We start from the raw sequence: 26,332 nt of genomic DNA on the forward strand, positions 1-26,332 counted from the left end.
TTTACCCCTTTCCTTACTTCTGACCTAACATGAAATCGCTTTTCGCTTGATATTTTTCATCAAAACGATCGTATACTTTGGCGCCATCGACAAACACTTGTTCTGCTTGGGCATAAACACTAAATGGGTTTTGGTTCCACAGCACAACATCTGCATTTTTTCCTTTCTCTAAACTACCTGTTTTATCAGCTATACCTAAAGATTTCGCAGAATTTAACGTGATCCAAGTAATTGCATGCTCTGGTTTGATATCAAAACCATTTTCATTGGCACGATACATCACTTTGCCCGCTTCTTGGTTTAATCGTTGAATCGTCGTTCCTGAGTCAGAATGGACAACCGCACAAGAATTCGCTTTAGCATCAACGATGGCAACATTCTCTTGTACCATATCGTAGGCTTCCATTTTAAAGCCCCACCAATCTGGCCACATGGCAGCACAGTTTCCGTTTTCAGCTAATATATCTGCAATTTTATATGCTTCAATGGCGTGGTGAAAAGTACCCGAGTGATAATTAAACTCTTTACCTAAATCAATCATCATCGCCATTTCTTCTGCTTTATAACAGTGGTTATGAATTAAAATATCACCATCTAAAACACCTTTTAATGTATCTAATTCTATATCACGTTTTGGCGCTTCAGGGTTCTTACCTGCTGCATAATCGGCTTCATATTTATCCCAAGCACGCTTATATTCGGTAGCTTCACTCCATGCCATACGGTAACCAGCCATGTTGCCCATTCGTGTAGCAGGAGACACTTTACGACTTCCATAAACACGTTTCGGGTTTTCACCACACGCCATTTTCAATCCATATGGGGCTTCAGGAAACTTCATACCTTGCATGGTATGACTTGGGACATTTCTAAGTGTTACACCACGGCCACCAAATAAATTTGCTGAGCCGGGTAAAATTTGTAATGTAGTAATACCACCTGCGCGTGCTGCTTGAAAACCAGGATCTTGTGGCCAAACACTATGCTCTGCCCATACTTCAGAGGTATTTGGTTGAGTTGCTTCATTACCATCCGAATGTGATTCGGCCGAAGGACTTGGATAAACACCTAAATGAGAATGCACGTCAATAACACCAGGTGTTACCCATTTGCCGCTACCATCAACTTCCATGGCATTTTCAGCGGATAAATTTTGACCCACTTGCTCAATTTTACCATTACTCATTAATACATCAGCATTATCGATACGTTCACCAGCCCCAGTTAATACGGTGGCATTTTTGATCAAAACCGTTTTACTTGGTATTGCTTGATAGGTGCTTGGGTAAGGGTTTTTATTGAAAACAACTTTTTCATCTTGTTTTTCTGACTGCATGCACGCACTTAATGACACTGAAATAGCCGCCACCAAGAGTGTTGGTATAAACTTTTGCATTTGAGGTTCCTAGTAATATGGTGTTTTTACTCATGTAACAATGAGTTTTTAATTATTTCACCAGATTACATTATTACGATTGCAACATTTCGACAAGTTTATTCATCATTAAACCTGTTTGGCTGCGACGAAAAGCAATTTTGTAACGATGAATAACCATGTGAAGGATACAAATTTAAAACGAGCGGAACCAACGACGTATTTTATTTTTTCTTAGATAAAGCAAAAATACACTGATGACAATATAGATACTCGGTTCGATAATGTCAGATTTTACAGACCAATAAAAATGCAGCGCCACTAAACATAATGCAACATAAACCGCGTTATGTAAGGTTTGCCAGTTTCGTCCCATGGTCTTTTTAATTGATGAAACCGAAGTAATCGTTAGTAAAAATAAAATCACTACAGCGAACATGCCCACAGTGATGTAAGGTCGGTCGATAATTTCATTTAAAAATAATGACCAATCAAATTGCACTTCAAACGCTAAAAAACTAACTAAGTGAAACAAGGCATATGTGAAACTATACAAGCCGATTAATCGTCTAACTTGGAGCAAAAAAGACCATTTAAATTGTTGCGCTAACGGTGAAACTAACAGGCTCAATAGTAATAAATTAAAGGCCCCTATGCCGGTAAAATGTAATACTGCTTCAACAGGATCAGCACCTAACCGGTCATTAAATGCTTGAAAATAAAGCTTTGCCAATAAAAATAAGCTAATAAAGTGAATCGCTAATTTTAAGCTAAAAACGATCTGGCGAGTTTTGACTGTTGCCGCCATTAGTAATATTTCCGTAAATCCATATTTTTATATAAGTGCGCAACTTGTTCACCATAGCCATTAAACGGCAATGTATCGATCCGGTTACGAGCAAATAAACCTCCTGAAGTAAGGCGACGTTCACTCGCTTGACTCCAACGTGGGTGATCAACCTTAGGGTTAACATTCGCATAAAAGCCATATTCACGAGGCGCTAGTATATTCCATGTAGTTGGCGGCATTTTTTCAACAAGTTTGATAGAAACAATCGATTTTATGCTTTTAAAACCGTACTTCCACGGCACTACTAACCGAACGGGGGCACCATTTTGTGCCGGTAATGTTTTACCATAAAGCCCAACGCTCAATAAGGTTAACGGATTCATCGCTTCGTCAAGGCGTAATCCTTCAACATAAGGGTAATCTATCCCGCCCCCTATTCTTCGACTAGATTGTCCGGGCATTTGTTTGGGATCATATAAGGTTTCAAAAGCGACATACTTAGCTTTACTATTTGGTTTCGCTTTTTTAATGAGATCCGCTAATGGAAAACCAATCCATGGGATCACCATAGACCATGCTTCCACACACCTTAATCGGTAAATTCGCTCTTCGAGAGTGAAGCTTTTAAATAAGTCGTCATAATCTAAGGTAATGGCATTATCAACTTCTCCAGAAACCCTTAATTGCCAAGGATTGACTTTAAATTGTTGTGCATTTTCAACTGGATCGTTTTTAGCGGTTCCAAATTCATAAAAATTATTATGACTGATCACTTTAGCTTCAGGGGTAAGCATCTCATCTGTGACAATTGTTTGTTGAGCAGATAATACTTGTCTAGCAAACGGTTTAATTGGTGTTTTAGAAAACCAGTCTGCTTGGGAATTGGTGGATAAAAGTGCTGCAGCGCCAACAAATCCCATTTTTTTAAGTGCTTGCCTGCGATTTACATAAAAGGCTTCGTCGGTAACTTGACTCTCTGACAGTTGCCATGGCGATGACTTTCGAGTGATATTATTGAACATAATTGCTACTTACCGGTAATTAAAACATAAAGGCGTTTTAAAGCTAGACCATTAAAGTAGCAAAATAATTCGATTTTTTGTGATTAAACTCCGTTTTAAACACCAAGAAGTTGGTATTTTTAACGAACAAATTGTTGAAGATATTGATTAATCTCAGATGACTCATATAACCAATTGACGGTTTGATCCTCTTGAACAATGCGCAAACAAGGCACCGTTTTCTTACCGCCTTGAGCAATCAACTCTGCACGATAATTTTCATTTTGATTAATATTTCTTAGCTCAATATTCAAACCACCACGTTTTATTGCACGGCGAACTTTCACACAAAATGGGCAGGCAGGTAATTGATATAAACTTAAGTGCTCTGTACTTGCATCAATTTGTGCTTGTTCCTGAGCGGCTCTTTTAGGTTTTGAAGGCGAAAAAATAAAATCAAAAAATAAAATAATTCGGCCAAGCACCCATCGAATAATAAACATAACAACATCCTAGAAATCGCAAGCCAGTAAAAACAGAATAATGTGTTAACCGACTAAAACAGCATAAAAATTAAGCGCGCGAGTTTAACAAAACAATGACTGAGTTACTATTAAAAGTGCACGAATCATCAAAAGCAGTAAAGCTATTACCACATCAAATCATCAGGAATTTGATAATCTGCATACGGATCATCTGCTTCAATTTCATCTGATTGTACTTTTTCATTTTTTAATAGAATGACCGAAGCATCTAACTCCGCTAACTTCTCGGCGGTTTCACTTGTCACTATGTAAGTAATATCATCTTGCCCACATAACGCTAAACGCCCGTTAACTAAGGCTCGGTGTGTTACTTCATCAAGGTATAATTTTTTAATTTTATTGTCGAAAGTGTAATTATATTCGCTTTCACCAGTGCAATTTTTTAACTGGTGATGTTGTAAAATTTGCAGAATTCTTAGTTTTTGTTCTTTTTTCTCGAGTTGGAGTTTTTTCTCTTCATTAAGCGCTTGGTCTTTCGCTTGTTTTTCTTGCTGAGCTTTGGCTAAATCTTGTTTGATTTTTTCTTGTAATGATTTTTCAACTTCAACGCCACTACGCTTTTGTTTATTCTTTTTTCTTTTATCACTGTTGGCTTGTCGTGCTTTTTGCTTTGTAGTAAGCCCTGCTTTCAGTAATTGCTCTTGTAGAGATGCCATCTCGACCCCATCAACGCTTAGTTAAAATTTAATGGCCGTTATTTTATCAAGTAAATTTAGATTTAATAGCACCTATCGAGGTTTATTCAAAATTTTTGACTCATTTCGTTGTCCTTTAGTTTTTGCAATTGTTCTGGAACATCTAAATCAACAAAAGCCTCAGGCATTATTTCAGAAATTAATTGATGGTGGAAATGTTTGATCACAGACTTTGCTCCGCTGCCGCTATGTAACTGAGACAGTAAGGAAAAACAATAAGCCGGAAAAATAACGGGTGGAGAGGTTAACTTTTTATCATGACTACATTGTCCGGCACTAATGATATGTTCAGGATTTTTAAGCCACAGATTTTTAATACGAAGAAAATGTTTCACCTCTAGCTGCCATTGATCAACTAACATTAACATCACGGCATCGGTATCTTCGTCGAGTTCGGACACCCCCTTAGCAATCGAAGAAGCAAGCCCTGCTTGCCAATGGTCATTCACCACAACCTTGATATTCGCGTCATCAATCTGATTTATCATTTCTTGCGCTTGAAAACCTACAACACAACTGACATGCTCACTCAATTGTTTGGCTATTTTACATTGGCGAGACAGTAAACTTTCACCGTTCAACGTGACTAGTTGTTTAGCTTGTCCTAATCGAGAAGAACTTCCTGCGGCAAGAATGATAATTTCGAGTTTTTCTGACATATACAATATTTACTAATCAAAGCTTAATACATAAGAATAAAGATAGTAACGACGAATACCTCAACTGCAAAGCAATATATGGCTTACACGAAATCTTCTAATGCCATCATTTGATGACAATGACTCAAACTCGCGATGAGTTTGTCAATATCAGCATATCCGTTATATATGCCAAGGGATACTCTCAGTGTTTCTTCTATAGCTAAGGCACTATGTAAGGGTTGCGCAGCATGATTGCCACAACTTAAAGCGATATTTTCACTTCTCAATAAGCTTGCTACATCCTGACAATGTATATTTTGGCACTGAAAACTTACCAACGTTGACATTTTAGCTTGCCTTAACGTGATTTTTTTATCGACAACGGGCCGATAAAAAGCTAATTCACTCAGTGATTTGTGCATATACATCGCAAGATCATCAAGGTATAAGTTAATCTCTTTAAGCGATAAGTCATTAAGATAATCAATCGCTTCGACTAAACCTACGATACTTGCCATATTAGGTGTGCTTGATTCAAACCTAGAGGGACCACTGAAAAACTCACTTTCTTTATAATTCACATTTTTCGCCATGCCTGCCCCCCATTGAGATGGGAGCATTTCCCTTAGAATGTCAGGCTTAACATATAAAACACCGCACCCGGTAGGACCATAAATTTTATGAGCAGAAAAAACGTAAAAGTCACAATCAATCGTTGCCACGGTACAATGACTTCGAAGTACAGCTTGTGCTCCATCAATTAACGTTGCAATACCTTTACTTTTTGCTAATTGACAAATCTTTTCTACTGGATTCATTTTTCCAATAACATTTGAGCAATGACTAAAAGCTAAGATACAAGTATTTTCATCAAGCAATAAGGCTAGTCTTGCGATATCAATTAAACCATCAATGGCTAAAGGAGCTATTCTCAGCTCTACTTGATACGCTTTTACTAATCGTTGCCAAGCCAGTATGTTCGAGTGATGTTCAGCCGCTGAGATAACAATATTACAATGTTGACCTTTTTTTAATGCAGCGACAATTATTGGTTCAACATAACCATAGGCGACTTGATTAACCCCATCAGTTGCACCTGTATTAAAAACAATGCTTTGCCTTTGCTGGGCCCCGATAAAACAGGCTACTTTTTCACGAGCTTGCTCCAATTTATCTATTTCAGATGAATTAATTTGATCTTTTTCTTGGTGGCTATTGGCATGTGAATAACACTGATAATGAAACATTGCTTCAGCCACATGTTTAGGAGTTAAACAAGTGGCTGCAGTATCTAAATAGCATAAATAAGGTTGAGCTTGTGGTACAAAAATAGAGAAGTCTTTCTTCCATGGACTTAGATTTGACATAATAAAACGTTAACCAGCGAAAAGTTATCGTTAAAGTATCAAGCTAAAAATGTTGTAACAATCGGACAAGTGTAACGGATAATGACAGATTAAACAGTTAGAAACATTTCAACGTTTACCTCGGTGAACAACTTTTTCATCACGGCAAGATTAATAATTTAAATAATAAATAAAACAATTAGTTAGATAATCTGCAACAAGATTGAATAAACTTAACGAGGTTTGTTAACCCTAAGTTTTTAGGGTACTCTTTAATCTCTTTTCAGATCATAACTTTTCAAGGTAAAAGCTCGATGAAAAAAATAAAAAAAGTGCTGTTGAGTAGCTTACTAGTTTTATTATTAATTTTCTCAATGTTTGCTACTTGGATTTATAGCCAAGTTGATAGTGCCTTACCTGTACTAACAGGGAAAACCACCATTATGGGATTATCAAGTAATGCGACAGTAGACCGAGATATTCAAGGTATACCGACAATCAAAGCAGAAAGTAGATTCGATCTAGCCGTAGCTACCGGTTTTATTCATGCCCAAGAGCGCTTTTTTCAAATGGATTTACTGAGAAGAAATTCTGCTGGTGAACTTGCCAGCCTGTTTGGTGCAATGGCGATAGATTACGATAAGTCGATTCGATTACACCGTTTTCGTGATCGCGCCATAACCATTCTTAACCAACTTCCAAAAGAACAATTAGCCTTAATTAAAGCTTATACAGTGGGAGTCAATGAAGGATTAAGAGCACTCAAAGCCAAACCCTTTGAATATTTATTACTTCAGCAAGAGCCTGTTGGTTGGCGAGAAGAAGATAGCATTCTTACCGTATTAAGTATGTATTTGGATTTACAATATAAAGACGGCGCCAGAGAAAGAGCTTTAGGCTTAATTCAATCCACCTTTGATCCTGCCATTTATGCCTTTTTAAATCCTAAAGGCAGTATTTGGGATGCCGCCATTGATAATAGTCAATATTCACCTGCCCCGCTACCAGAGGTATCATGGTTTGCACAACAAGCTAACCTCCCCTCACCTTCAACTTCATTAAACACAAATACTGATTATTCTTGTGAAGAATTTCCAGGTTCAAATAATTGGGCCGTTTCAGGTGAAATTAGTAGTACAGGAAGTGCTATTGTTGCTAATGATATGCATCTAGGTATTCGAGTACCTAACACCTGGTTTCGCGCTTCATTTGAATATCCAAATACTAAAGCACAAGCAATAAAGGTTACCGGTTTAACCCTTCCAGGCACCCCGTTAATGGTCACTGGCTCAAACGGAAATATAGCTTGGGGATTTACCAATAGTTATGGTGATTGGAATGATGTCATTATTTTAGAAACAAATGATGATAACAGCCAGTACCTGACACCTGACGGTTATAAATATTTCACTTATCACAAGCAAATGATAGCGGTAAAAGGTCAACCCTCAGCAGAGATAACAATTAAAGAAACTATTTGGGGCCCCGTAATTGGCAGTAATGAAAAAAAACAATTACTCGCATTTCGCTGGGTAGCACACGATATTCAAGCAGTTAATCTTTATGCTCAACAACTCGAAAATGCCACCAATGTAGACGAAGCGTTTATTATCGCCAGTAAATCAGGCATACCCGCTCAAAATATGATGGTTGGCGATAAATCGGGCGATATTGGTTGGACAATCGCCGGCCCAATTCCCAAAAAATCATCAGATTTTGGTGAAGTTCCAACGTCTTGGGCAACAGAAAAAAATCATTGGCAGGGCTATTTGACAACGGCGCAATATCCTAAGATCAAACAACCACAACAACATCGATTATGGACTGCAAATTCACGGGTTGTTGGTGGTGAAATGTTAGCTAAAATAGGAAATGGCGGTTACGCTTTAGGGGCAAGATCACAACAAATTAGAGATAATTTATTCGCGAAAGAAACCTTTGATGAAAAAGCCTTACTAGCGATAGCGCTTGATGACAAAGCGAAGTTTTTAGAACGCTGGCAACAATTTATTCTTGAAAATGTTCTGAATAAAAAAACTGAACAACAAGCATCACTAGTAAACGACAAAGACTGGCAAGAAATTAACAAAATTCTTGCTGCCAATGACTTAAGAGCGACAACAGACTCGGTGGCTTACCGCTTCGTTAGAAATTTTCGAATCAACTTAAGAGACGCGGTCTTTGATGAGCTAAATAAGCAGTTAATTCAATTAGATAAAGGTTTTAAGTTTCATACTATTCGCCATCAAATTGAAACACCTTTATGGCAATTAATTAATGAGCAGCCAAAGCATTTTTTAAATGGAAAACATAAAACCTGGCAAGGTTATTTTCAAGCTGCCCTTGCAAAAACTTATCAAGAAATGACCATTAATCAACCTCTTTCAGCTGCAACCTGGGGGCAACAAAATACCACAGATATTCGCCATCCTATCACCAATGGAGTGCCATTATTATCTTCATGGTTAAATATGCCAGCCACCGCTCTGCCAGGCGACAGTTACATGCCATTAGTGCAAGGGAAAGCATTTGGTGCTTCTGAAAGAATGGTTGTTTCACCAGGACATGAAGAATCAGGAATATTACATATGCCAACCAGTCAAGCAGGTCACCCTTTAAGCCCTTATTATGGTTTAGGACATAAAGACTGGGAGCAAGGCAAACCATCTGCATTTTTGCCCGGTGAAACAAAATATTCATTAACCTTATTAAGCTATTAACATAAAAGAGAAATTTATGACTACATTGATCATTTGTTTATTTATTGCGTTACTTTTACCCTTTATCGCAAAACTTCCTGTGGCACTTGCCATGCAAAAACTCAATGGCTATGACAACAAACACCCTCGCAGTCAACAGGACAAACTTACCGGCTTTGGTGCAAGAGCACTGGCGGCACATCAAAACGCTTTTGAGTCGGTGATCATTTTTGCTCCTGCAATTTTATTAGCGATAATCACTCAACATACTGGTGAATTTATTCAGCAACTTGCTATCACACATGTTGTCGCACGCGTCATTTATAATGCGTTATATTTGTATAACAAAGGGACGTTAAGATCATTAGTATGGGGCGTTGGTATCTTTTGCTCATTTACCATTATATGGCAATGTATTTAATGATTAGTTATAAGAATAAAGCAACAAAGTAAATAAAAATGGTATAAACAATTGCTTGAAAGATCACCTTCAGCTAGATAGAGTTAAACTATGAAAAACACTAACCGCACGTTTATATTTCTCTTTTTGTTTCTACTATTTAAGTAGGGAGCGTTAGTGTCGTTTATTTCACGATAAAAACCTCCATTAGGAGGTTTTTTTTTGAGCGAACTTTAAGGTATTCGTAACCTAGCATCATACGAATATTAAAACCGAAATCAGTAAAGTATCAATTTATAGTAGGTGTCATGTGAACGAAGAATTAGACTTAAATAAAATACGCGAAAAAATAACTAAACTTGATCAACAGCTTTTAGCGCTATTTGCTGAACGTCGTTCATTAACGTTAAATGTCGCAAAAAGTAAAGCTCATCAAGTTCGCCCTGTCAGAGATCAACAACGAGAACAAGAGTTATTAATCCGTCTTATCAAACAAGGTAAAGAGTACGGTTTAGATGCTCATTATGTTACCAGTGTTTTTCAAATGATCATTGAAGACTCGGTATTAAACCAGCAAGCTTATTTACAAACCTTAGCCAATCCAGCAATAGAGTTACCAACTGTAAGTGTCGCTTTTCTTGGTAATAAAGGCTCTTATAGTTATTTAGCCAGTCATCGTTATTTTTCTCGACGTGCCGAAAATATTATTGAATGTGGCTGCCAAAGTTTTGCCGATATCATGCAGCAAGTTGAATCAGGACACGTAGATTACGGTATGTTACCAATTGAAAATACTAGCTCTGGCAGTATTAACGAAGTTTACGATGTGTTACAACATACTAACTTATCAATTGTTGGTGAAATTACCCAGCCAATCGAGCATTGTTTATTAACTGCCGTTAATACCACGCTCAGTCAAATTAAAACCATTTATGCCCATGGCCAACCATTGGCACAATGCAGTAATTTCCTTGATAAACAACAAAACATACGCATTGAATACTGTGAAAGCACTGCAGAAGCTATGGCGCAAGCAGCAGAGCTGCAAGATGAAACCGTGGCGGTTATTGGCAGTGAAGAAGGCGGTCATTTATACAAGTTAGCGGCATTAGAAAAGTCAATTGCTAACCAAAATGAAAACCATAGTCGTTTTATTCTTGTTGCCCGAAAACCCATTGATGTTGCTGAACAAATTCCGGCCAAAACAGCTCTTATTTTAGCAACAGGGCAAAAGCCAGGTGCACTAGTTGAATGTTTATTAGTATTGAAAAACAACGGTATTAATATGTGTAAACTAGAATCAAGACCGATCCAAGGGCGTCCTTGGGAAGAAATGTTTTATATTGATGTAGAAGCGAATATCAAGAATATGGCTTTACAAGAAGCAATTAATGAAATCACAAAATTAACTAATTTTATTAAAGTGTTAGGCTGTTACCCTATTGAGCATATCAGCCCAACCAATGTGCCAAGTGATAAATTGTGATCTTAGTCCATCGCCACTAAAACCCGTTCAATCAACAAAGGCTTTGACATTGCAAAGCCTTTTTTCTTTTTTATATGGTTTTCAATTTACGTTTGGTTAGCCTAAAGACTACTGCCGTTGAAACCATCACCATTAATGCCGGAATAACAGCAAATAACATCGACGTTAATAATTCAAATGCAGAAAGCGTCGTTAATGCAATAAAACATAACGATGGTAATATTAACCAGAAAGGATGTTCACTGGCGCAAAGATTAAATCCTTTTCCCATGATAATCACCATTAATGCAGTGATCATTATTGCGCTTAGAGCCGTCACAAGGCCTGAATAATAATCTAGAATAAAAAATGTATGAGGATGCAATACCTCAGGTACTGGAGCGGTATTACCAAAACTGACTAACCAAACAAATGAAAACGCGATTAAACAACCAAAATTAAACGACCAGAGCTTTTTATTTACCTTCAGCAAAACTCATTCCCCTATTTATTATAATTATGTTTATTATTGTTATTTTTTATAACTCAGTTTTTATATCTCAAGTTCACTTTTTAAGCAAGTCGAATACAAAACAATCTAAAGATGTTTAATTTTTAGAACACGTTAATAGTTACCCGATAAAAACACCTATAGAAAAATAATTAAGAAAATTTCAAGCTATTGTAAAACTAGCTTTAATATTATGAAGTAACGATATTTAGTTCGTAATCGTAAAAAGTTAAGTAAAGCGATTAAAAGGCCGATAAATCTTTTATTATTTATGGCACTTTTTGCTTCCATTGTTCGAAAAACAGATTGAACGATTCAAACCAGTATAAAAAGCCAAACTTCCCATTTTGCCCAATCTGCAACCTTTTACTTTATAAGCCTGCATTCCCCCCTAAATTCAATAGTCATAAGTAAATTTATTATTTTTTCCATACTTTCATGTTATTAATATATAATTATTTACATCACAACTTTCTTCACATTTATCAATTTTATAGGAAATAAAATATGAAATTTTTAGCGTCAATTGTCGTCGTCATTTTACTTGCTTGTGGTGGCGCATTATGGTTTTTAGCAGGAGGCTCATTAAATGAGTTTGTAAAAGGTCAAATTGAGACCGTTGGTAAACAAATTACAGAGCAGAAAGTTGCCGTTAATTCAGTTGATATCAAATTAACCCAAGGTGCGGGCAGTATTATTGGTATCAGTTTAGCCAATGGCAGTGAGTACAATTATCCCCATGCTTTTACTTTAGGGGAAGTGACTTTAGATATTAATGTAGAAAGTTTAACCCAAGAGCCAATAATTATAGATGCGATTATTATTAAAGATCCAAAAGCGTTTGTAGAGTTTACCGCTTCTGGTGCTTCAAATATGAAAGACTTAATAGATACCATTCAGAAAAATATTCCTAATGCTGGCCAAAAAAATGCCGACACAGAGTCAGCTTCAACAAAAGCTGAGCCAAAACTAAGTGTAAGTAAAGTAGTATTAGCCGGTACAGCTTTAACCGTCGATCTTTCTGCACTTGGCAACAAAGAACATAGTGCAACACTACCTGATATCATCCTAAATGATATTGGAGGAAAAGACGGTTTACCGGCAAGTGAATTAGGGGGGGTTATTGTAAAAGAAGCGCTTTCCGCCATTTGGAAAGAAACCAAAAATACCCAAAAAGAACAATTAAAAAAACAAGCTACCGATAAGTTGAAAGATAAAGCGAAGAAAAAACTTTCAGAATTGTTCAATAAATCCTAAGCTTAATGATGCAAAATATACTTAATGAAAAAGGAATAAATCAATGATTTATCAACGGTTTTTAAAGCAAGCTTTGGCGCTATATTTATCTGTATTCTCATTATCAGCCGTTGCTACTGAGTTTGAGGTTTCAGCTTTTTTAGGTCAAATGTATAGCTCTGATCTAACCGGAATTTCCACTGAGGATGCCTTATCAGTTGATGCCGGTGGTAATGTTGGTGTGGCTGTCGCTTGGCAAGACTCCCCGAATGGTCAAGGACAGATAATGCTAAATGTAGTCAGTCATGATTTTAAAAGTGAAGCGACTGAGCAGAATTACTCTTTAGATATTATGTATGCTCACTTTAATGGGGTAGCACAATTTCGTCAGCAAAGTTATGTCACTACCGTTTCTTTAGGCTTAGGTGGCGCATACTTTGATAGCAATATTAGTGAAGAGTTATATCCTTCAGCAACTTTAGCTTTTGGTACAAGATATGAGTTTTCTGAAACCGTTGCGATGATCACCGAATTAAGAGGTTACGCCACTTTAGTGGACGCCGATGATAATATGTTTTGTGAAAACGACATTTGCCATGCCCAATTTGAAAACTCTTTATGGATGGAATCAAATATTTCTATCGGCTTAGCGATAAAATTTTAAAGTGATTACTTTTTATTTACTAACTAATGAAACAGAGAAAACAATGAAAAAAATATTAATTTCAATTTTTAGCTTAATACTCATTTCCGCCTGTGCACCTGAAGTTGGTAGTAAAGACTGGTGTGCGCAATTGCAAGAAAAGCCAAAGGGAGATTGGACGGCAACTGAAGCTAAAGATTACGCAAAGCACTGTTTATTCAAAAGCGACGATGAATAATCCTTCTTACCTATAATCATAATCAACAAGTTGTAGGGTAGTTCGATACTCTACAACTTACCTTTTAATTGTATAATCTCATCAAGATCATTAAGTAATGTCGTCTTTGGACGTTCAATTATTCTGCCCAATTCTTTTTTATTTTGAAAAACAATAAAAGTTGGCGTGAACTTAATATCATCTTTTATCGCCACACCTGTCGGTTCTGTTTTCTGATAATCAAGTGCGATTAAATTGTAGGTTACCGCTTGATTATGGCTTAGTATCTTCAATAATTTAGGTACTTCTCGCTGACTATCATGACACCAAGTGCCAAAATACACTTCAATATGTACCGAACGAGGCCATTGCTTAACTAAAGCTATTTGTCGGTCAGAAAGGCTAAATTGTCGATGTGGTGTGTGAAAGCTTTGATAATTAGATAACAACGCTTGAGCGTCAATCTTCCCAACAGCTAACGCGTCATGTTCAGTTGTGTGGACACAGCCTAATAAAAAGGAGAATGAAGCCACCAAAATCAGTTTTGTTATCACTTTGTTCATAGAGTCTCAATAGTAAAAATTTTATCGGGTTTATTTTTTTAATTCGTTAGCTTTTAATAACATAGCTTTACTTTCTTGTAAAAAAATATCCGCATAATCACCAAACCAGTTTGACACTTCATTAAACATAGCAACGAAAGACTTTTTATCTCCTTGTTCTATATCAGCTAATAACTCAAGAAACCGATGAGCAAAACGCTTCATCATGGCAATGTTTTCTCGGTTTGAAAAAATGATGTCTGTGTAAAGAATAGGATCTTGAGCAAATAACCGACCAACCATGACTAATTCTAAGCGATAGATAGGAGAACTCATCTCAACTAATTGTGAAATATCTGCTCCTTCAGTCATCAAATGATAGCCGTAAGCAATGGTTGAAAAATGCCTCATCACTTGCACCATCGCCATTGCCTGATCGTGTGCTTTGGCATCAACCTGATAAATTTTTGCTCCCCAAACTTGAAACTGATCAAGTAACCATTGATAACGTTCAGGCGCTCTACCTTGACACGCAATGATCGTTTGTTTTATCAAGCCAGAGACATCAGGACCAAACATCGGATGTAATCCAATGACAGGGCCTGAATGTATTTTCAACATTTCGGCCAAGGGTTGCTCTTTAACGCTCGTTACATCCGCTAAAATACAATCACTTGGTAAGTGATTGAGTTGTTGAATGATCTCGGTTGTTAAACGAATGGGGACCGCAACAATAACGACACTGCTATCAGTCAATATCTGTTCACTATTAACCCAATCTTCTTGTTCTAAGGTAACAACGCGATAATTAGAACGATAAAACAAATCAACAAATACTTTTCCTAGTTGACCTTTTCCTCCCACCACAACAACTTTTTTACACTCAGGATTAACGCATCGATAACCACTCGCATCTTGGCTAATATAAGAGTCTCGCATTACACGACGTAACACATCTTCAATCAACTCAGGAGAAATACCTGCCTTAGCAGCTTGCTCTCGACGCAACTTGATTAACTGATCTTCTCGTTCAGGCGCATAAATTGGCATACCTACTTGGCTTTTTAACTCACCAACTTTGCTGGTAACTGCTCGACGTTGCGCCAATAACTCGACAAGTTGACTATCAATAATGTCGATGTCGTCTCTTAGCGCTTTTAATTGAAGTTCGATGTTCATTGATTCCATCTATCTTTGCTGATGCTGCACTATTTAATCTATAAATAATTAAGCAATTCTATTTTTTAACACGTCACGTAATATCACTTCGCCATCGACAAAAAGCTGTTCTGTTGTTGCAAAGTCAATACAAGCATCGGTGACTGAAACACCATATTTTAACTGTTCTTGTGGTAAATCAGCACTTTGATTACCTGCATTTATATGACTCTCTAACATTATACCAATAATAGATTTATTGCCTTGAGTAATTTGCTTAAAAACATCGTGTGCAACCAAAGGCTGACGTTGATAATCTTTATTAGAATTACCATGAGAGCAGTCAATCACTATACCTAACTCTAAATTATGTTTAGCCAGATCTTGTTCACAAATTGCGACATTTTCTGCATCATAATTAGGTTTTTTACCGCCACGTAATATCACATGACCATCAGGATTACCTGATGTTTTGATCAAAGCAACTTGTCCTTGACGATTGATTCCCATGAAACGGTGTGATGACGCCGCAGACTGCAATGCATTAATCGCAACATCTAAACTACCATTGGTACCATTTTTAAAGCCTATAGGCATGGATAATCCAGATGCCATTTCGCGATGAGTTTGCGACTCTGTAGTTCTTGCTCCTATCGCTGACCAACTAAATAATTCAGCTAAGTATTGCGGACTAATCGGGTCAAGTGCTTCTGTTGCCAGCGGTAAACCAAGTTCAGTAAGATAAATGAGTAATTCTCTCGCCTTACGTAATCCACCTTCAACATCAAAAGAGCCATCCATATGCGGGTCATTTATCATACCTTTCCAACCGACAGTTGTACGAGGTTTTTCAAAATAAACACGCATCACCACATAAAAATTATCCTGATACTGTTCTTGTAGTGTTTTCAGTTTTCTCGCATATTCTTTCGCTGATTCAACATCATGGACAGAACATGGTCCACTGATCACTAACAATCGATGATCTTTTTTATGGATAATATTAGAAATATCTTGCCGAGCTTGTTTAACAAACTCACGCGCTGCTACAGACATCGGTAATTCGGCACGTAAAGCGTGAGGAGTAATTAATACTTCTTCAGCATTAATATGAATATCGTTTAATGTACTCTTTTGAGTATTAGGTGTTGTGGTGTTAGACATAATTTTTCCAGTTGTTACAGCGATGATTTTATAAATATAGAGTAAAAAGTGCTAAAGCTTACGCTTAGCAAAAGAAAGGGAGGTAATAATAATATTGTGATTTATGATTAAACATTTTCTAAACTTTAATTTTGTAAACTTAACTTTACTCGATTTGTAATGAATATCTTACACACGAATTTTAGTGAAGGCAAAGTTTTTTTCACATTCAGATATAAATATTGTTGTCTGAAAATAATTCCATTGAAAAACAAGTAATTTCATTTTTACCATAATGGCTGATTGGGCATTAATTACACGAGTAGCTGAAATACATCAGTGAACATTGATGTTTAGATATAAAAAAAGCGCTAAAAATAGCGCTTTTAACATGAATAAAAATTAATCCATTAACTATGTACAATTCGATTTGCAATAAGGTTATCGACCACAGCAGGATCTGCCAACGTTGAGGTATCACCTAAAGTATCAATTTCATTTTCGGCAATTTTACGCAAGATTCGGCGCATAATCTTACCTGAACGAGTTTTAGGTAACCCTGGCGCGTATTGAATGTAATCTGGTTTTGCAAAACGGCCTAATTCTTTAGCAACAAACTCAGTAAGTTCTGCTAACAATTCATCCGACTCAGCCGCATTCCCCATTAACGTAACGTACGCATAAACTCCTTGTCCTTTAATTTCATGCGGATAACCTACAACTGCCGCTTCTGCAACAGCGGGGTGAAGTACTAATGCACTTTCAATTTCAGCCGTTCCTAAGCGATGACCAGAAACATTAAGTACATCGTCAACACGACCAGTGATCCAATAGAAACCATCTTCGTCACGTTTCGCACCGTCACCAGTAAAATAATTACCTGGATATTGACTTAAATAGGTTTGATAAAAACGATCATGATCGCCATAAACACTTCGCAACTGCCCTGGCCAACTGCCCGTCATAACTAACAATCCTTGGTTCTCTCCTGCTAGGGTGTTACCGTCTTTATCAAACAAAGCGGGTTTTACACCAAAGAAAGGTTTACCTGCTGCACCTGGTTTCATATCCACAGCACCTGGTAAAGAAGTAATTAAAATGCCACCAGTTTCTGTTTGCCACCACGTATCTACAATTGGACAATTAGACTTACCAACAACTTCATAGTACCAGTGCCAAGCTTCAGGATTGATTGGCTCACCAACGGTACCTAGAATACGTAAAGATGATAAGTCAGATTGATTAACTAACTGATCACCAACACTCATCAAAGCACGAATGGCAGTTGGCGCGGTATAAAACACATTGACCTTGTGCTTTTCACACACTTGCCAAAAACGCCCTGCATCTGGATAAGTTGGTACGCCTTCAAAAACTAAAGTCGTAGCACCATTGGCTAATGGACCATAAAAGATATAAGAATGACCTGTGATCCAACCAGCATCTGCAGTACACCAATATATTTCTCCGTCCTTATAGTCAAAAACATATTTGTGAGTCATCGCCGCATAAAGTGAATAACCACCACAAGTATGAAGAACACCTTTTGGCGTACCTGTTGAACCTGATGTGTATAAGATAAACAATGGATCTTCAGCGTCCATCACTTCAGGCTCACACACTGGTGATTGGTTGGCTACCGCCGTTTGGTATTTAACATCTATTTGGTCATTCCATGCGACATCACCACCAGTGCGTTCTACAACGATAACGGTATTAACATTCGGACATTCAGCAACCGCTTCATCTACATTTGTTTTTAATGGAATGACACGACCGCCTCTAAGACTTTCATCTGAGGTAATGACAACTTTACAATCGGCATCAATAATTCTTGAACGAATGGCTTCTGTAGAAAAACCACCAAATACCACAGAATGAACGGCACCTATTCGTGCACAGGCTAACATGGCGTAACCTACTTCTGGGATCATAGGCATATAAATGCAAACACGATCCCCTTTTTTAACACCGCGTTCTTTTAATAAATTTGCAAAACGACAAACATGATCATGTAATTCTTGATAGGTTATTTTTTGATCTTCACTCGGGTCATCTCCTTCCCAAATAATGGCGGTATCGTTTGCTTTTGTAGCTAGATGACGATCAATACAGTTATAACTAACATTAAGCTTACCACCTGAAAACCAATTAATATCAGCGGTTTTTAAATCAACTTTTGAAACGCTGTCCCAAGGTTGATACCAATCAAGAAACTTTTCAGCCTGTTCAGCCCAAAACACATCCGGTTGTTCAATTGATTGTTTGTACATTGCATCATAGGTTGCAGTATCAATGTGAGTATGAGCTTTGGCTTGCTCTAAAATCGGATAAAGGCTTTTTAATTCTTGCATGTTATGTCCTTCAATTCTTATTTATAAGATCTGTACGTTGCTTTTTATTTGCTAAACCTAATGAATAGTAAAGGGAGAGCAAATAAAGCTTAAAATTATTTTTTAGATGGCTATTATCATATAGCAACTAAATTCGTTCGCCTACTCAACTAAAGTCGAATAAAAGCACAATATATATTAAATTTTTCAAACATTAGCACTTTAACAACACGATGACAACGCTGTCATACAAATCATGAATACCACAATCCTTAAAATACCCTTATTACATTGATAAAAATACATAATAAAATAACTTCATTCATTTATAGGCAATTAAATTAGGGGAAGTTTGAAAAATGCCTGCTAATTCTTTTACATATTTAAACATTTTGTCCTACATTTGATAATAGATGTCCAAACAATGAGATTAAAAAGTAATTTATGAATATTCTCAATCAATTATCTATATCAAAAAAAATATACTTGATCCCTATAATTGGAACAATCAGCTTTATTTTTTATTTATCACTTTCGACAATTACAGCCAAAAACAATGTTCAACTGCTTTCTGAAGCTAGAGATGTACAATTTCCTGTTGTGCAATATTCAAAAGAAGTATCAGTATCTATTGTGCGTATATCTGAGATGCTTAATAGTGCGGTCACCACAGGAGAAGAAGAAACAATTGAAGTAGCGGACGAATTATCTAAGCAAATTTCCGCACGGATAAATGATATAGGTAAAAGTCATGCTAAATTTTCATCAGATAAACGGCAAATGCAACAGCAGTTTGATGATTATTTTGCACAAGCTAAAGCCCTCTCATTGGGCATGATTAATGAAACGATAGACTTTTCAAAGCTTCCAGAAATGGGGAAGTCGATGAATCAAGCTTATGAGAAAGTCACAAGCACTGTCGAAAATTTCAATATAAAGAATGTTTCTGCATTTGAAAATAGTATAAAAGAAGCGAATGATTCTGCCGAAAGCTTGGTGACCACAGGTTTTATTATGGGCTTTATTACCATAGCACTATTATTTGGTACCGCAGTCCCTATTATTTTAGGTATCAAGTCATCACTTTCTAATGTTATTGCCTCTTTAAGTGATTTAGCCGATGGCGAAGGTGATTTGACGGCAAGACTTGAGACCAAAACGAATGATGAAGTTGGTGAGCTTGTTCAATGTTTCAATCGATTTATAGAAAAGCTTCAACTTACCATCAAGCAAGTTGTTGAAATAGCGCTACCATTATCAGATATGGCATCTACGGTCAGCTCTACTGCTGAAGAAACTAATAAAATAACCATGGAACAACAAAAAGGCACTCAAAACACCAAGGATGCTGTTGAAAGCTTAAACATTAGTGTTCGTAGTGTGGCAGACAATGCAGCTCAAGCCGCAGTGGCAGCAACTCAAACCTCGAAAGTATCTACCGAAGGAGCAGAAGTTGTCTCAATTACCGTTAATACTATCCATCAACTCGCACAAACTGTTGAAAGATCATCTGACGTTATTGACCAACTTGACAGTGATGCGAATCAAGTAGGCGCAGTGTTAGATGTTATCCGTTCAATTGCAGATCAAACAAACCTTTTAGCATTAAATGCGGCAATAGAGGCCGCTCGAGCGGGAGAGCAAGGTAGAGGCTTTGCCGTAGTTGCTGATGAGGTGAGAACTCTTGCTTCGCGTACTCAAGAGTCAACCATTGAGATTCAAACCACCATAGAGAAACTTCAAGCTGCAGCTAAAGAAGCCGTTAACGCTATGAGTAGTGGTAAACAGTTAGCCGATGATAGCGTTGAACAAGTCAGTGAAGCAGGCAAGTCTTTAGATGAAATTACCACCTCTGTCGCACAAATTAACGCCATGACCGAAGATATTGCCAATTCAACAGAAGCACAATCGGAGTCCGCGGCACAAATCGTTTCTCATGTTGATGAAATTAGCCACAGCACCCAACAAACGCATACGGCCTCTGAAGAGTTAGCCGGCGTAAGTGGGAAATTAGCTTGCTTAGCAAGTGATTTAGGCATTATCGCTAAAGGTTTTAAGGTTTAGATCATTTTAATAAATAATAAAACTGAAGCACTATCTGAAAATGACACATTATTAATAATACTAACACTCAGGGAGCTTAGTATATGAAAAAACTGCAATTATGCACCGTAGGGTTGTCACTTCTCTATATGCCGCAAAGCTTTGCGGATATTACCTTTAATGGCTTTGCTTCAATACGGGCCAGTCAAATTAACTCAGATGGAGGAAGTGTCCCTTTTGGTAACTTTCAAGATGGTGAAATTTCATTTAAAGATGAATCTTTATTTGCCTTACAGGCTTCTGCTGATTTAAGTGAAGGTTTAACAGCGACTATTCAATTTTACGCTGATGGGCTGAATGATTTTGATGTTGAAGCAAGATGGGCTTATATCAATTATCAATTGGCAGATAATCATTCTATTAGTGTGGGTAAATTAGCAAACCCAACATTTCACCAATCAGAATATCAAAAAGTAGGTTATGCCCATAACTTTTCTCGTTTACCGAAGGCTGTTTATGAAGAATTTCCGTTTTCTACGGTTGAAGGCATTGCCTTAAATAGCCAGTTTGAGTTAGCCGACGGGGATTACACATTAGATACTAAGTTACTCTATGGTAGTTGGAATGGAGATATCAGTTTAGGCGGTATTGGCACCACAGAATTAGGGATCAAAGATATTTTATCAGTAAATGTTACATTGTCAGGCGACTGGTGGAAAGTATTTACTGGGGCATTTACAACAGAAATGAAAGCAGAGTCAGTAGACGCCAATTTTTATATACCTGCTATTCAGCCTGGCATTCAAGCAGCATTAAGTTTAGGCGCAACTCAAAGTGATGTCACTAAATTTACTGATGCTGTTATCTGGAATAAAAAGGATGGTCTTTATTGGTTTACCGGCTTTGGCCTTGATTATGATGACTGGCTACTCGACTTTGAATACACAAATTACGGTGTGAAAGATTCAGTAGATGCAGCAAACAAAAACTGGTATTTGGCATTAGGTCGTCGATTCGATAGTTATGTAATAACGATACACGCCGAAGAATCAGAACAACCAGCAGATTATGGTTTTCTAAATGGAGTTAATCACCCTGTTTTGCAAGCGACAGGTAAAGGGCTACAACAAGCTATATCAGAAAGTGAGTTTGACGGTTATGGTCTTTCATTAAGGTATGACTTTCATCCAAGCGCAGCATTAAAAGTTGATTACTTTACTGGCGAGCACCAGTTAACCAATATTGGTGATTATCAAATAATGTCAATTGGCGTTGACTTAGTCTTTTAGGAGAAAGTGATGAAATATGTTAATTCAATATTAATTTTAGCATTAAGCTTAATCGCTTTGAATGTACAGGCAGTAACAGTAATCGTGCATCCCAGTAACTCTAATACTTTAAATAAAAAAGCATTTAAAAAAATATTTTTAGGAAAAAGTAAAAAGTTTCCTGACGGTAACGAAGTTATTCCTATCGACTTAACAAATGGAGATGCGAGAAATCAATTTTTAGACAGCGTTATTGGTAAATCTGAAAGTCAATTAAAAGCTTATTGGTCAAAATTGATTTTCACAGGCAAGGGTCAAGCGCCGAAATCAGTTGATAATGAAGCAGAAGTTATCAAGTTAATAAGCCAAAACCCTAGCTTTATCGGCTACGTAAGTGATGGTGCGGTTAACGACTCGGTAAAGGTTGCAGCTAAGTTTTAAAGATTTGTTAATACTTAATTAATTTTATAATCAAAAATGCCTGAATAACGAATTATTCAGGCATTTTTATTAAGCTACTTTTGATAAAAAGAGATTATCTTTTTGCCAATTTCTCTTTGATACGTGCAGAGCGACCTGAACGTTCACGAAGATAGTAAAGTTTAGCTTGACGAACATCACCGCGGCGTTTGACTTCAATTGAGTCAACGATTGGGCTATGTGTCTGGAATACACGTTCTACACCAACACCGCTCGAAATTTTACGAACCGTGAATGCAGAATTGATGCCGCGGTTTTTAACAGCGATGATTACACCTTCATATGCTTGAAGACGTGTTTTATCACCTTCTGTAACTTTTACTTGTACAACTACCGTATCGCCTGGTGCGAATTCTGGTAAGTCTGTTTTCATTTGCTCTTGTTCGAGCATATCAATAATTTTACTCATAATACCTTCTTCCTAGAGTTCACAGTCATCAACAATATTACTTATTACTATTTTTAATAGTTTCAAGCATGTTAACTTGTTCTGCTGTCAGAGCTAGGTCAGTTAAAAGTTCTGGCCTTCTAGTCCATGTTCTTTCTAATGACTTATATTGTCGCCATTGCTTTATATGTTCGTGATTACCACTAAGTAGCACTTTTGGTACTGACTTCCCCTCTTCGGTTCCATCATCAAAAACTTCGGGCCTTGTGTAATGGGGACAATCTAACAAACCATCTGAGAAAGAATCTTGCTCAGCAGATTGATTATGTCCTAATACACCCGGTACAAAGCGTGCTACGGCATCAATTACATTCATCGCAGGAAGTTCCCCTCCGCTTAAAACATAATCTCCGACAGACCACTCTTCGTCGATATCCGACTCAATTAGTCTTTCGTCTATGCCCTCATAACGTCCTGCTATAAATATCAGTCGGTCATGCTGTGCTAATTCGCGTACACCAGCTTGGTCCAATTTACGTCCCTGAGGTGATAAATAAATGACCTTAGCTTTCCCTTCTGCTGCGTCTCGTGCAGCATGAATGGCATCTCGTAACGGTTGAACCATCATCAACATGCCCGGACCTCCGCCATAAGGACGGTCATCAACGGTACGATGTCGATCATGAGTAAAGTCTCTTGGATTCCATTTATGAAATTCAATTAACCCGTTTCGGATCGCTCGGCCTGTCACCCCATACTCAGTTATTGCGTCAAACATTTCGGGAAAAAGGCTTATTACCCCAATCCACATTTTCTTATCACTAAGATTATTTTTAACGCCGTCACTCAAGTTAGAAACCTGGGTCCCAGTCAACACAAATTTGTTTATTTTCAATGCTTACCGATTTAATTACTTGGTCCATAAGATACGGAATTAATCGTTCTTTCTTTCCAAAGCCATCATTTCGGTTTGCTTTTACAACCAATACATCGTTGGCACCAGTTTCTAACATATCGGAAACCTCGCCAAGATCGTAACCATTGGCCGTCACAACTGCCATTCCCATTAAATCTCGCCAATAAAAGTCACCCTCAGGTAACTCTGGCAAAGCGTCTTCAGTGGTTAAAATTTCTGAGCCGACAAAAGCTTGCGCTTCATCACGATCATCAATTCCACCAACTTTAACAATGAGTCCGTTGTTATGTCTGCGCCAATCGGTAATTTCTACTGATTGTGTTTTATTTCCTAATTTTAACGACCAAGGAAAATAGTCAAGTATGGCTTCGGGTTCATCAGTGAATGAATGTATTTTCAACCAACCTTTGATGCCATAGACTGCGCCTATTTTGCCAAGGATAATTTCTTTTACTTCTGCCACGATTGCTCCTAAACCTACCTTTTATAACTAAGCTATTAAGCTGCTACTTGAGCGTCTTTTACTAACTTGGCCACACGATCAGATACCGTTGCACCCTGACCAACCCAATGGTTGATACGGTCTAGGTCTAAACGTAATTTTTCCGCTTGACCTTGTGCTGTCGGGTTGAAGAAACCAATTCTTTCGATGAAACGACCATCGCGAGAATTACGGCTATCTGCAACAACAACCTGATAGAATGGACGCTTCTTAGCGCCGCCTCGAGCTAAACGAATGGTAACCATATCGTCCTCTATATATTTAAGTGTTAAAACGAATTTTCCAGACATTTCCTGACACCGGGGTGACAGAAAAGCTCGCGTATTCTACGCTTTTTTAATAAAAACGCAAGTATTAACGCAAACTATCAAGCTAATTGAAAATTTCTTTTTGCTGCTACTGTAAAACTCAGTTGAACGAAGCAAAACAGTTAGCTGTTCAAAAAAGAACAAGGTAAAAAAACAATAAAAAAGGCAACGTATGTTGCCTCTATAAAACGTAACTTTTACAAAATTCGCTTAACGGCCAAACATACCGCCGCCACCGCCCATGCCTCCTGGAGGCATCATGCCTTGCATGGAACGCATCATTTTTTTCATGCCACCTTTACCTGACATTTTTTTCATCATTTTTTGCATTTGAGTAAATTGTTTTAATAATTTATTCACGTCCTGAATTTGAGTACCGGAGCCAGCGGCAATTCTTCGCTTGCGTGAACCTTTGATAATATCAGGGCGCTCACGTTCACCAGGTGTCATAGAGTTAATAATCGCTTCCATACGAATGGTCACTTTATCATCCATTTGGTCTTTCACTTTATCTGCCATTCCTCCCATGCCAGGCAACTTATCCATCATGCCCATCATACCGCCCATATTTTTCATTTGTACAAGCTGGTCACGGAAGTCTTCTAAGCTAAAACCTTTTCCTGATTTAACTTTCTTGGCTAATTTTTCGGCTTGTTTACGGTCAACTTTTTGCTCAACTTCTTCAATAAGCGATAAAACATCGCCCATTCCTAATATTCGAGAAGCAATACGGTCAGGATGAAATGGTTCTAATGCTTCAATTTTTTCACCAACACCCATAAATTTAATGGGCTTGCCAGTGATATGGCGAATAGAAAGAGCAGCACCACCACGGGCATCACCATCTGTTTTGGTTAAAATAACACCTGTTAGTGGTAAAGCGTCATTAAATGCTTTTGCTGTATTTGCCGCATCTTGACCTGTCATGGCATCTACAGTAAATAAGGTTTCAACTGGATTTATAGCTTGATGAAGATCTTTAATTTCATCCATCATGCTTTCATCAACATGTAAACGACCGGCTGTATCGACAATTAGTACATCAAAGAAATGTTTTTTGGCATGATCAATGGCAGCTTTGGCAATATCAATTGGCTTTTGTTTGATATCACTTGGGAAAAAACCTACTTCAATTTCATTTGCTAATGTCTCAAGTTGTTTAATAGCTGCAGGACGATAAACGTCAGCACTAACTACTAACACTTTTTTCTTTTCGCGCTCTTTTAAATATTTAGACAGCTTTGCCACTGATGTGGTTTTACCCGCACCTTGTAAGCCGGCCATTAAGACTACAGCAGGAGGTGTTGCTTTTAAGTCAAGTGCTTCGTTGACTTCACCCATCGCAGCTTCAAGTTCTTTTTGAACAATTTTTACGAAAACTTGACCTGGTGTTAAGCTTTTAGATACATCAGTGCCAACAGCACTTTCTTTTACTTTAGCAATGAATTCGCGAATAACAGGTAAAGCAACATCGGCTTCGAGTAATGCCATACGCACTTCACGCAGGGTATCTTTAATATTGTCTTCAGTAAGTCGGCCACGACCACTGATATTTTTTAGCGTTTTGGTTAAACGATCAGAAAGATTTTCAAACATGTAATACTCGAATGTTAGCTAAGTAATAAACAACGCATTTATTGCGCGGTGAATAATTGTAATAAGTATAAAATATTCTTAAAGATATGGC

Annotated in this window: 25 protein-coding genes and 1 pseudogene; 9 read left to right on the forward strand and 17 right to left on the reverse strand. The window is 37.5% G+C overall.

Features of this window, described 5'->3' with window-relative positions; genetic code table 11:
• Positions 1-13: 13 nt before the first annotated feature.
• The 7 genes from RM573_RS05190 to RM573_RS05220 all read right to left on the reverse strand — a co-directional run bounded on the left by RM573_RS05190 (position 14) and on the right by RM573_RS05220 (position 6,414).
• Positions 14-1,396, reverse strand: coding sequence for an amidohydrolase (locus RM573_RS05190; RefSeq protein WP_311578244.1), 1,383 nt, complete (start codon positions 1,394-1,396; stop codon positions 14-16).
• A gap of 175 nt (positions 1,397-1,571) precedes the next feature.
• Positions 1,572-2,183: a protein-methionine-sulfoxide reductase heme-binding subunit MsrQ gene (gene msrQ, locus RM573_RS05195; protein WP_311578246.1), complete on the reverse strand. Its 612-nt coding sequence runs from the start codon at positions 2,181-2,183 to the stop codon at positions 1,572-1,574.
• Positions 2,183-3,187: a protein-methionine-sulfoxide reductase catalytic subunit MsrP gene (msrP, locus tag RM573_RS05200; protein WP_311578249.1), complete on the reverse strand. Its 1,005-nt coding sequence runs from the start codon at positions 3,185-3,187 to the stop codon at positions 2,183-2,185. The genes msrQ and msrP overlap by 1 nt, the downstream gene beginning before the upstream one ends.
• Before the next feature lie 119 nt (positions 3,188-3,306).
• The gene (locus tag RM573_RS05205) at positions 3,307-3,669 is read right to left on the reverse strand and encodes a glutaredoxin family protein (protein WP_311578252.1); all 363 of its coding nucleotides are present in this window, start codon (positions 3,667-3,669) and stop codon (positions 3,307-3,309) included.
• Between the two features lie 146 nt (positions 3,670-3,815).
• Positions 3,816-4,367, reverse strand: coding sequence for a DUF2058 domain-containing protein (locus RM573_RS05210; RefSeq protein ID WP_311578255.1), 552 nt, complete (start codon positions 4,365-4,367; stop codon positions 3,816-3,818).
• A gap of 86 nt (positions 4,368-4,453) precedes the next feature.
• A complete protein-coding gene (locus RM573_RS05215; protein ID WP_311578258.1) occupies positions 4,454-5,065 on the reverse strand; it encodes a nucleotidyltransferase family protein in 612 nt (203 codons plus the stop codon).
• An 83-nt stretch (positions 5,066-5,148) separates the two neighbouring features.
• Entirely contained in the window at positions 5,149-6,414 is a 1,266-nt protein-coding gene (locus RM573_RS05220) for an aminotransferase class V-fold PLP-dependent enzyme (RefSeq protein ID WP_311578261.1), read from the reverse strand.
• A gap of 293 nt (positions 6,415-6,707) precedes the next feature.
• On the opposite strand from RM573_RS05220, the gene RM573_RS05225 reads away from it, so the two are divergent.
• From RM573_RS05225 to pheA, 3 genes and pseudogenes are all read left to right on the forward strand, one after another.
• Entirely contained in the window at positions 6,708-9,113 is a 2,406-nt protein-coding gene (locus RM573_RS05225; protein WP_311578264.1) for a penicillin acylase family protein, read from the forward strand.
• 16 nt (positions 9,114-9,129) lie between these two features.
• Complete coding sequence (locus tag RM573_RS05230) at positions 9,130-9,513, forward strand: MAPEG family protein (protein ID WP_311578267.1); 384 nt, start codon at positions 9,130-9,132, stop codon at positions 9,511-9,513.
• A 289-nt stretch (positions 9,514-9,802) separates the two neighbouring features.
• A pseudogene (pheA, locus tag RM573_RS05235) lies at positions 9,803-10,933 on the forward strand (prephenate dehydratase); the annotation flags it as partial.
• 115 nt (positions 10,934-11,048) lie between these two features.
• Here pheA and RM573_RS05240 read toward each other — a convergent pair.
• The gene (locus RM573_RS05240; protein WP_311578273.1) at positions 11,049-11,450 is read right to left on the reverse strand and encodes a hypothetical protein; all 402 of its coding nucleotides are present in this window, start codon (positions 11,448-11,450) and stop codon (positions 11,049-11,051) included.
• Between the two features lie 525 nt (positions 11,451-11,975).
• On the opposite strand from RM573_RS05240, the gene RM573_RS05245 reads away from it, so the two are divergent.
• From RM573_RS05245 to RM573_RS05255, 3 genes are read left to right on the forward strand one after another with little or no spacing between them, the layout of a single operon-like run.
• Positions 11,976-12,725, forward strand: coding sequence for a hypothetical protein (locus RM573_RS05245; RefSeq protein WP_311578277.1), 750 nt, complete (start codon positions 11,976-11,978; stop codon positions 12,723-12,725).
• Positions 12,726-12,768: 43 nt separating this feature from the next.
• Complete coding sequence (locus RM573_RS05250) at positions 12,769-13,368, forward strand: hypothetical protein (protein WP_311578278.1); 600 nt, start codon at positions 12,769-12,771, stop codon at positions 13,366-13,368.
• 43 nt (positions 13,369-13,411) lie between these two features.
• A complete protein-coding gene (locus tag RM573_RS05255) occupies positions 13,412-13,585 on the forward strand; it encodes a DUF3012 domain-containing protein (protein WP_311578281.1) in 174 nt (57 codons plus the stop codon).
• 50 nt (positions 13,586-13,635) lie between these two features.
• Here the strand turns inward: RM573_RS05255 and RM573_RS05260 are convergent, their stop codons facing one another.
• The 4 genes from RM573_RS05260 to acs form a co-directional block, all read right to left on the reverse strand.
• A complete protein-coding gene (locus RM573_RS05260; protein WP_311578285.1) occupies positions 13,636-14,127 on the reverse strand; it encodes a thioredoxin family protein in 492 nt (163 codons plus the stop codon).
• A gap of 30 nt (positions 14,128-14,157) precedes the next feature.
• Positions 14,158-15,285 (reverse strand): bifunctional chorismate mutase/prephenate dehydrogenase, encoded by a 1,128-nt coding sequence (gene tyrA / locus RM573_RS05265; RefSeq protein WP_432280213.1) that lies wholly within the window; start codon positions 15,283-15,285, stop codon positions 14,158-14,160.
• 48 nt (positions 15,286-15,333) lie between these two features.
• On the reverse strand, positions 15,334-16,428 hold the full coding sequence (locus RM573_RS05270; RefSeq protein ID WP_311578291.1) for a 3-deoxy-7-phosphoheptulonate synthase: 1,095 nt from the start codon (positions 16,426-16,428) through the stop codon (positions 15,334-15,336).
• Between the two features lie 389 nt (positions 16,429-16,817).
• Positions 16,818-18,761 carry an acetate--CoA ligase gene (gene acs / locus RM573_RS05275; protein ID WP_311578294.1) on the reverse strand — a complete coding sequence of 648 codons (1,944 nt, stop codon included), beginning with the start codon at positions 18,759-18,761 and terminating at the stop codon, positions 16,818-16,820.
• Positions 18,762-19,184: 423 nt separating this feature from the next.
• Here acs and RM573_RS05280 point away from each other — a divergent pair, with 423 nt between their 5' ends.
• The 3 genes from RM573_RS05280 (at position 19,185) to RM573_RS05290 (ending at position 22,492) form a co-directional block, all read left to right on the forward strand.
• On the forward strand, positions 19,185-20,804 hold the full coding sequence (locus RM573_RS05280) for a methyl-accepting chemotaxis protein (RefSeq protein ID WP_311578297.1): 1,620 nt from the start codon (positions 19,185-19,187) through the stop codon (positions 20,802-20,804).
• Between the two features lie 83 nt (positions 20,805-20,887).
• The gene (locus tag RM573_RS05285; RefSeq protein ID WP_311578301.1) at positions 20,888-22,072 is read left to right on the forward strand and encodes a hypothetical protein; all 1,185 of its coding nucleotides are present in this window, start codon (positions 20,888-20,890) and stop codon (positions 22,070-22,072) included.
• A 9-nt stretch (positions 22,073-22,081) separates the two neighbouring features.
• A complete protein-coding gene (locus RM573_RS05290; protein WP_311578304.1) occupies positions 22,082-22,492 on the forward strand; it encodes a type 2 periplasmic-binding domain-containing protein in 411 nt (136 codons plus the stop codon).
• Positions 22,493-22,586: 94 nt separating this feature from the next.
• Here the strand turns inward: RM573_RS05290 and rplS are convergent, their stop codons facing one another.
• The 5 genes from rplS to ffh all read right to left on the reverse strand — a co-directional run bounded on the left by rplS (position 22,587) and on the right by ffh (position 26,241).
• A complete protein-coding gene (rplS, locus tag RM573_RS05295; protein WP_311578308.1) occupies positions 22,587-22,940 on the reverse strand; it encodes a 50S ribosomal protein L19 in 354 nt (117 codons plus the stop codon).
• A gap of 37 nt (positions 22,941-22,977) precedes the next feature.
• The gene (gene trmD, locus RM573_RS05300) at positions 22,978-23,730 is read right to left on the reverse strand and encodes a tRNA (guanosine(37)-N1)-methyltransferase TrmD (RefSeq protein WP_311578919.1); all 753 of its coding nucleotides are present in this window, start codon (positions 23,728-23,730) and stop codon (positions 22,978-22,980) included.
• A 40-nt stretch (positions 23,731-23,770) separates the two neighbouring features.
• Positions 23,771-24,301, reverse strand: coding sequence for a ribosome maturation factor RimM (rimM, locus tag RM573_RS05305; RefSeq protein ID WP_311578923.1), 531 nt, complete (start codon positions 24,299-24,301; stop codon positions 23,771-23,773).
• A gap of 32 nt (positions 24,302-24,333) precedes the next feature.
• Positions 24,334-24,582 carry a 30S ribosomal protein S16 gene (rpsP, locus tag RM573_RS05310; RefSeq protein ID WP_303449102.1) on the reverse strand — a complete coding sequence of 83 codons (249 nt, stop codon included), beginning with the start codon at positions 24,580-24,582 and terminating at the stop codon, positions 24,334-24,336.
• A 273-nt stretch (positions 24,583-24,855) separates the two neighbouring features.
• A complete protein-coding gene (ffh, locus tag RM573_RS05315) occupies positions 24,856-26,241 on the reverse strand; it encodes a signal recognition particle protein (protein ID WP_311578312.1) in 1,386 nt (461 codons plus the stop codon).
• Positions 26,242-26,332: the final 91 nt, after the last annotated feature.

This window comes from Thalassotalea castellviae, from assembly GCF_031846185.1.
Taxonomy (GTDB): Bacteria; Pseudomonadota; Gammaproteobacteria; order Enterobacterales; family Alteromonadaceae; genus Thalassotalea_H; species Thalassotalea_H castellviae.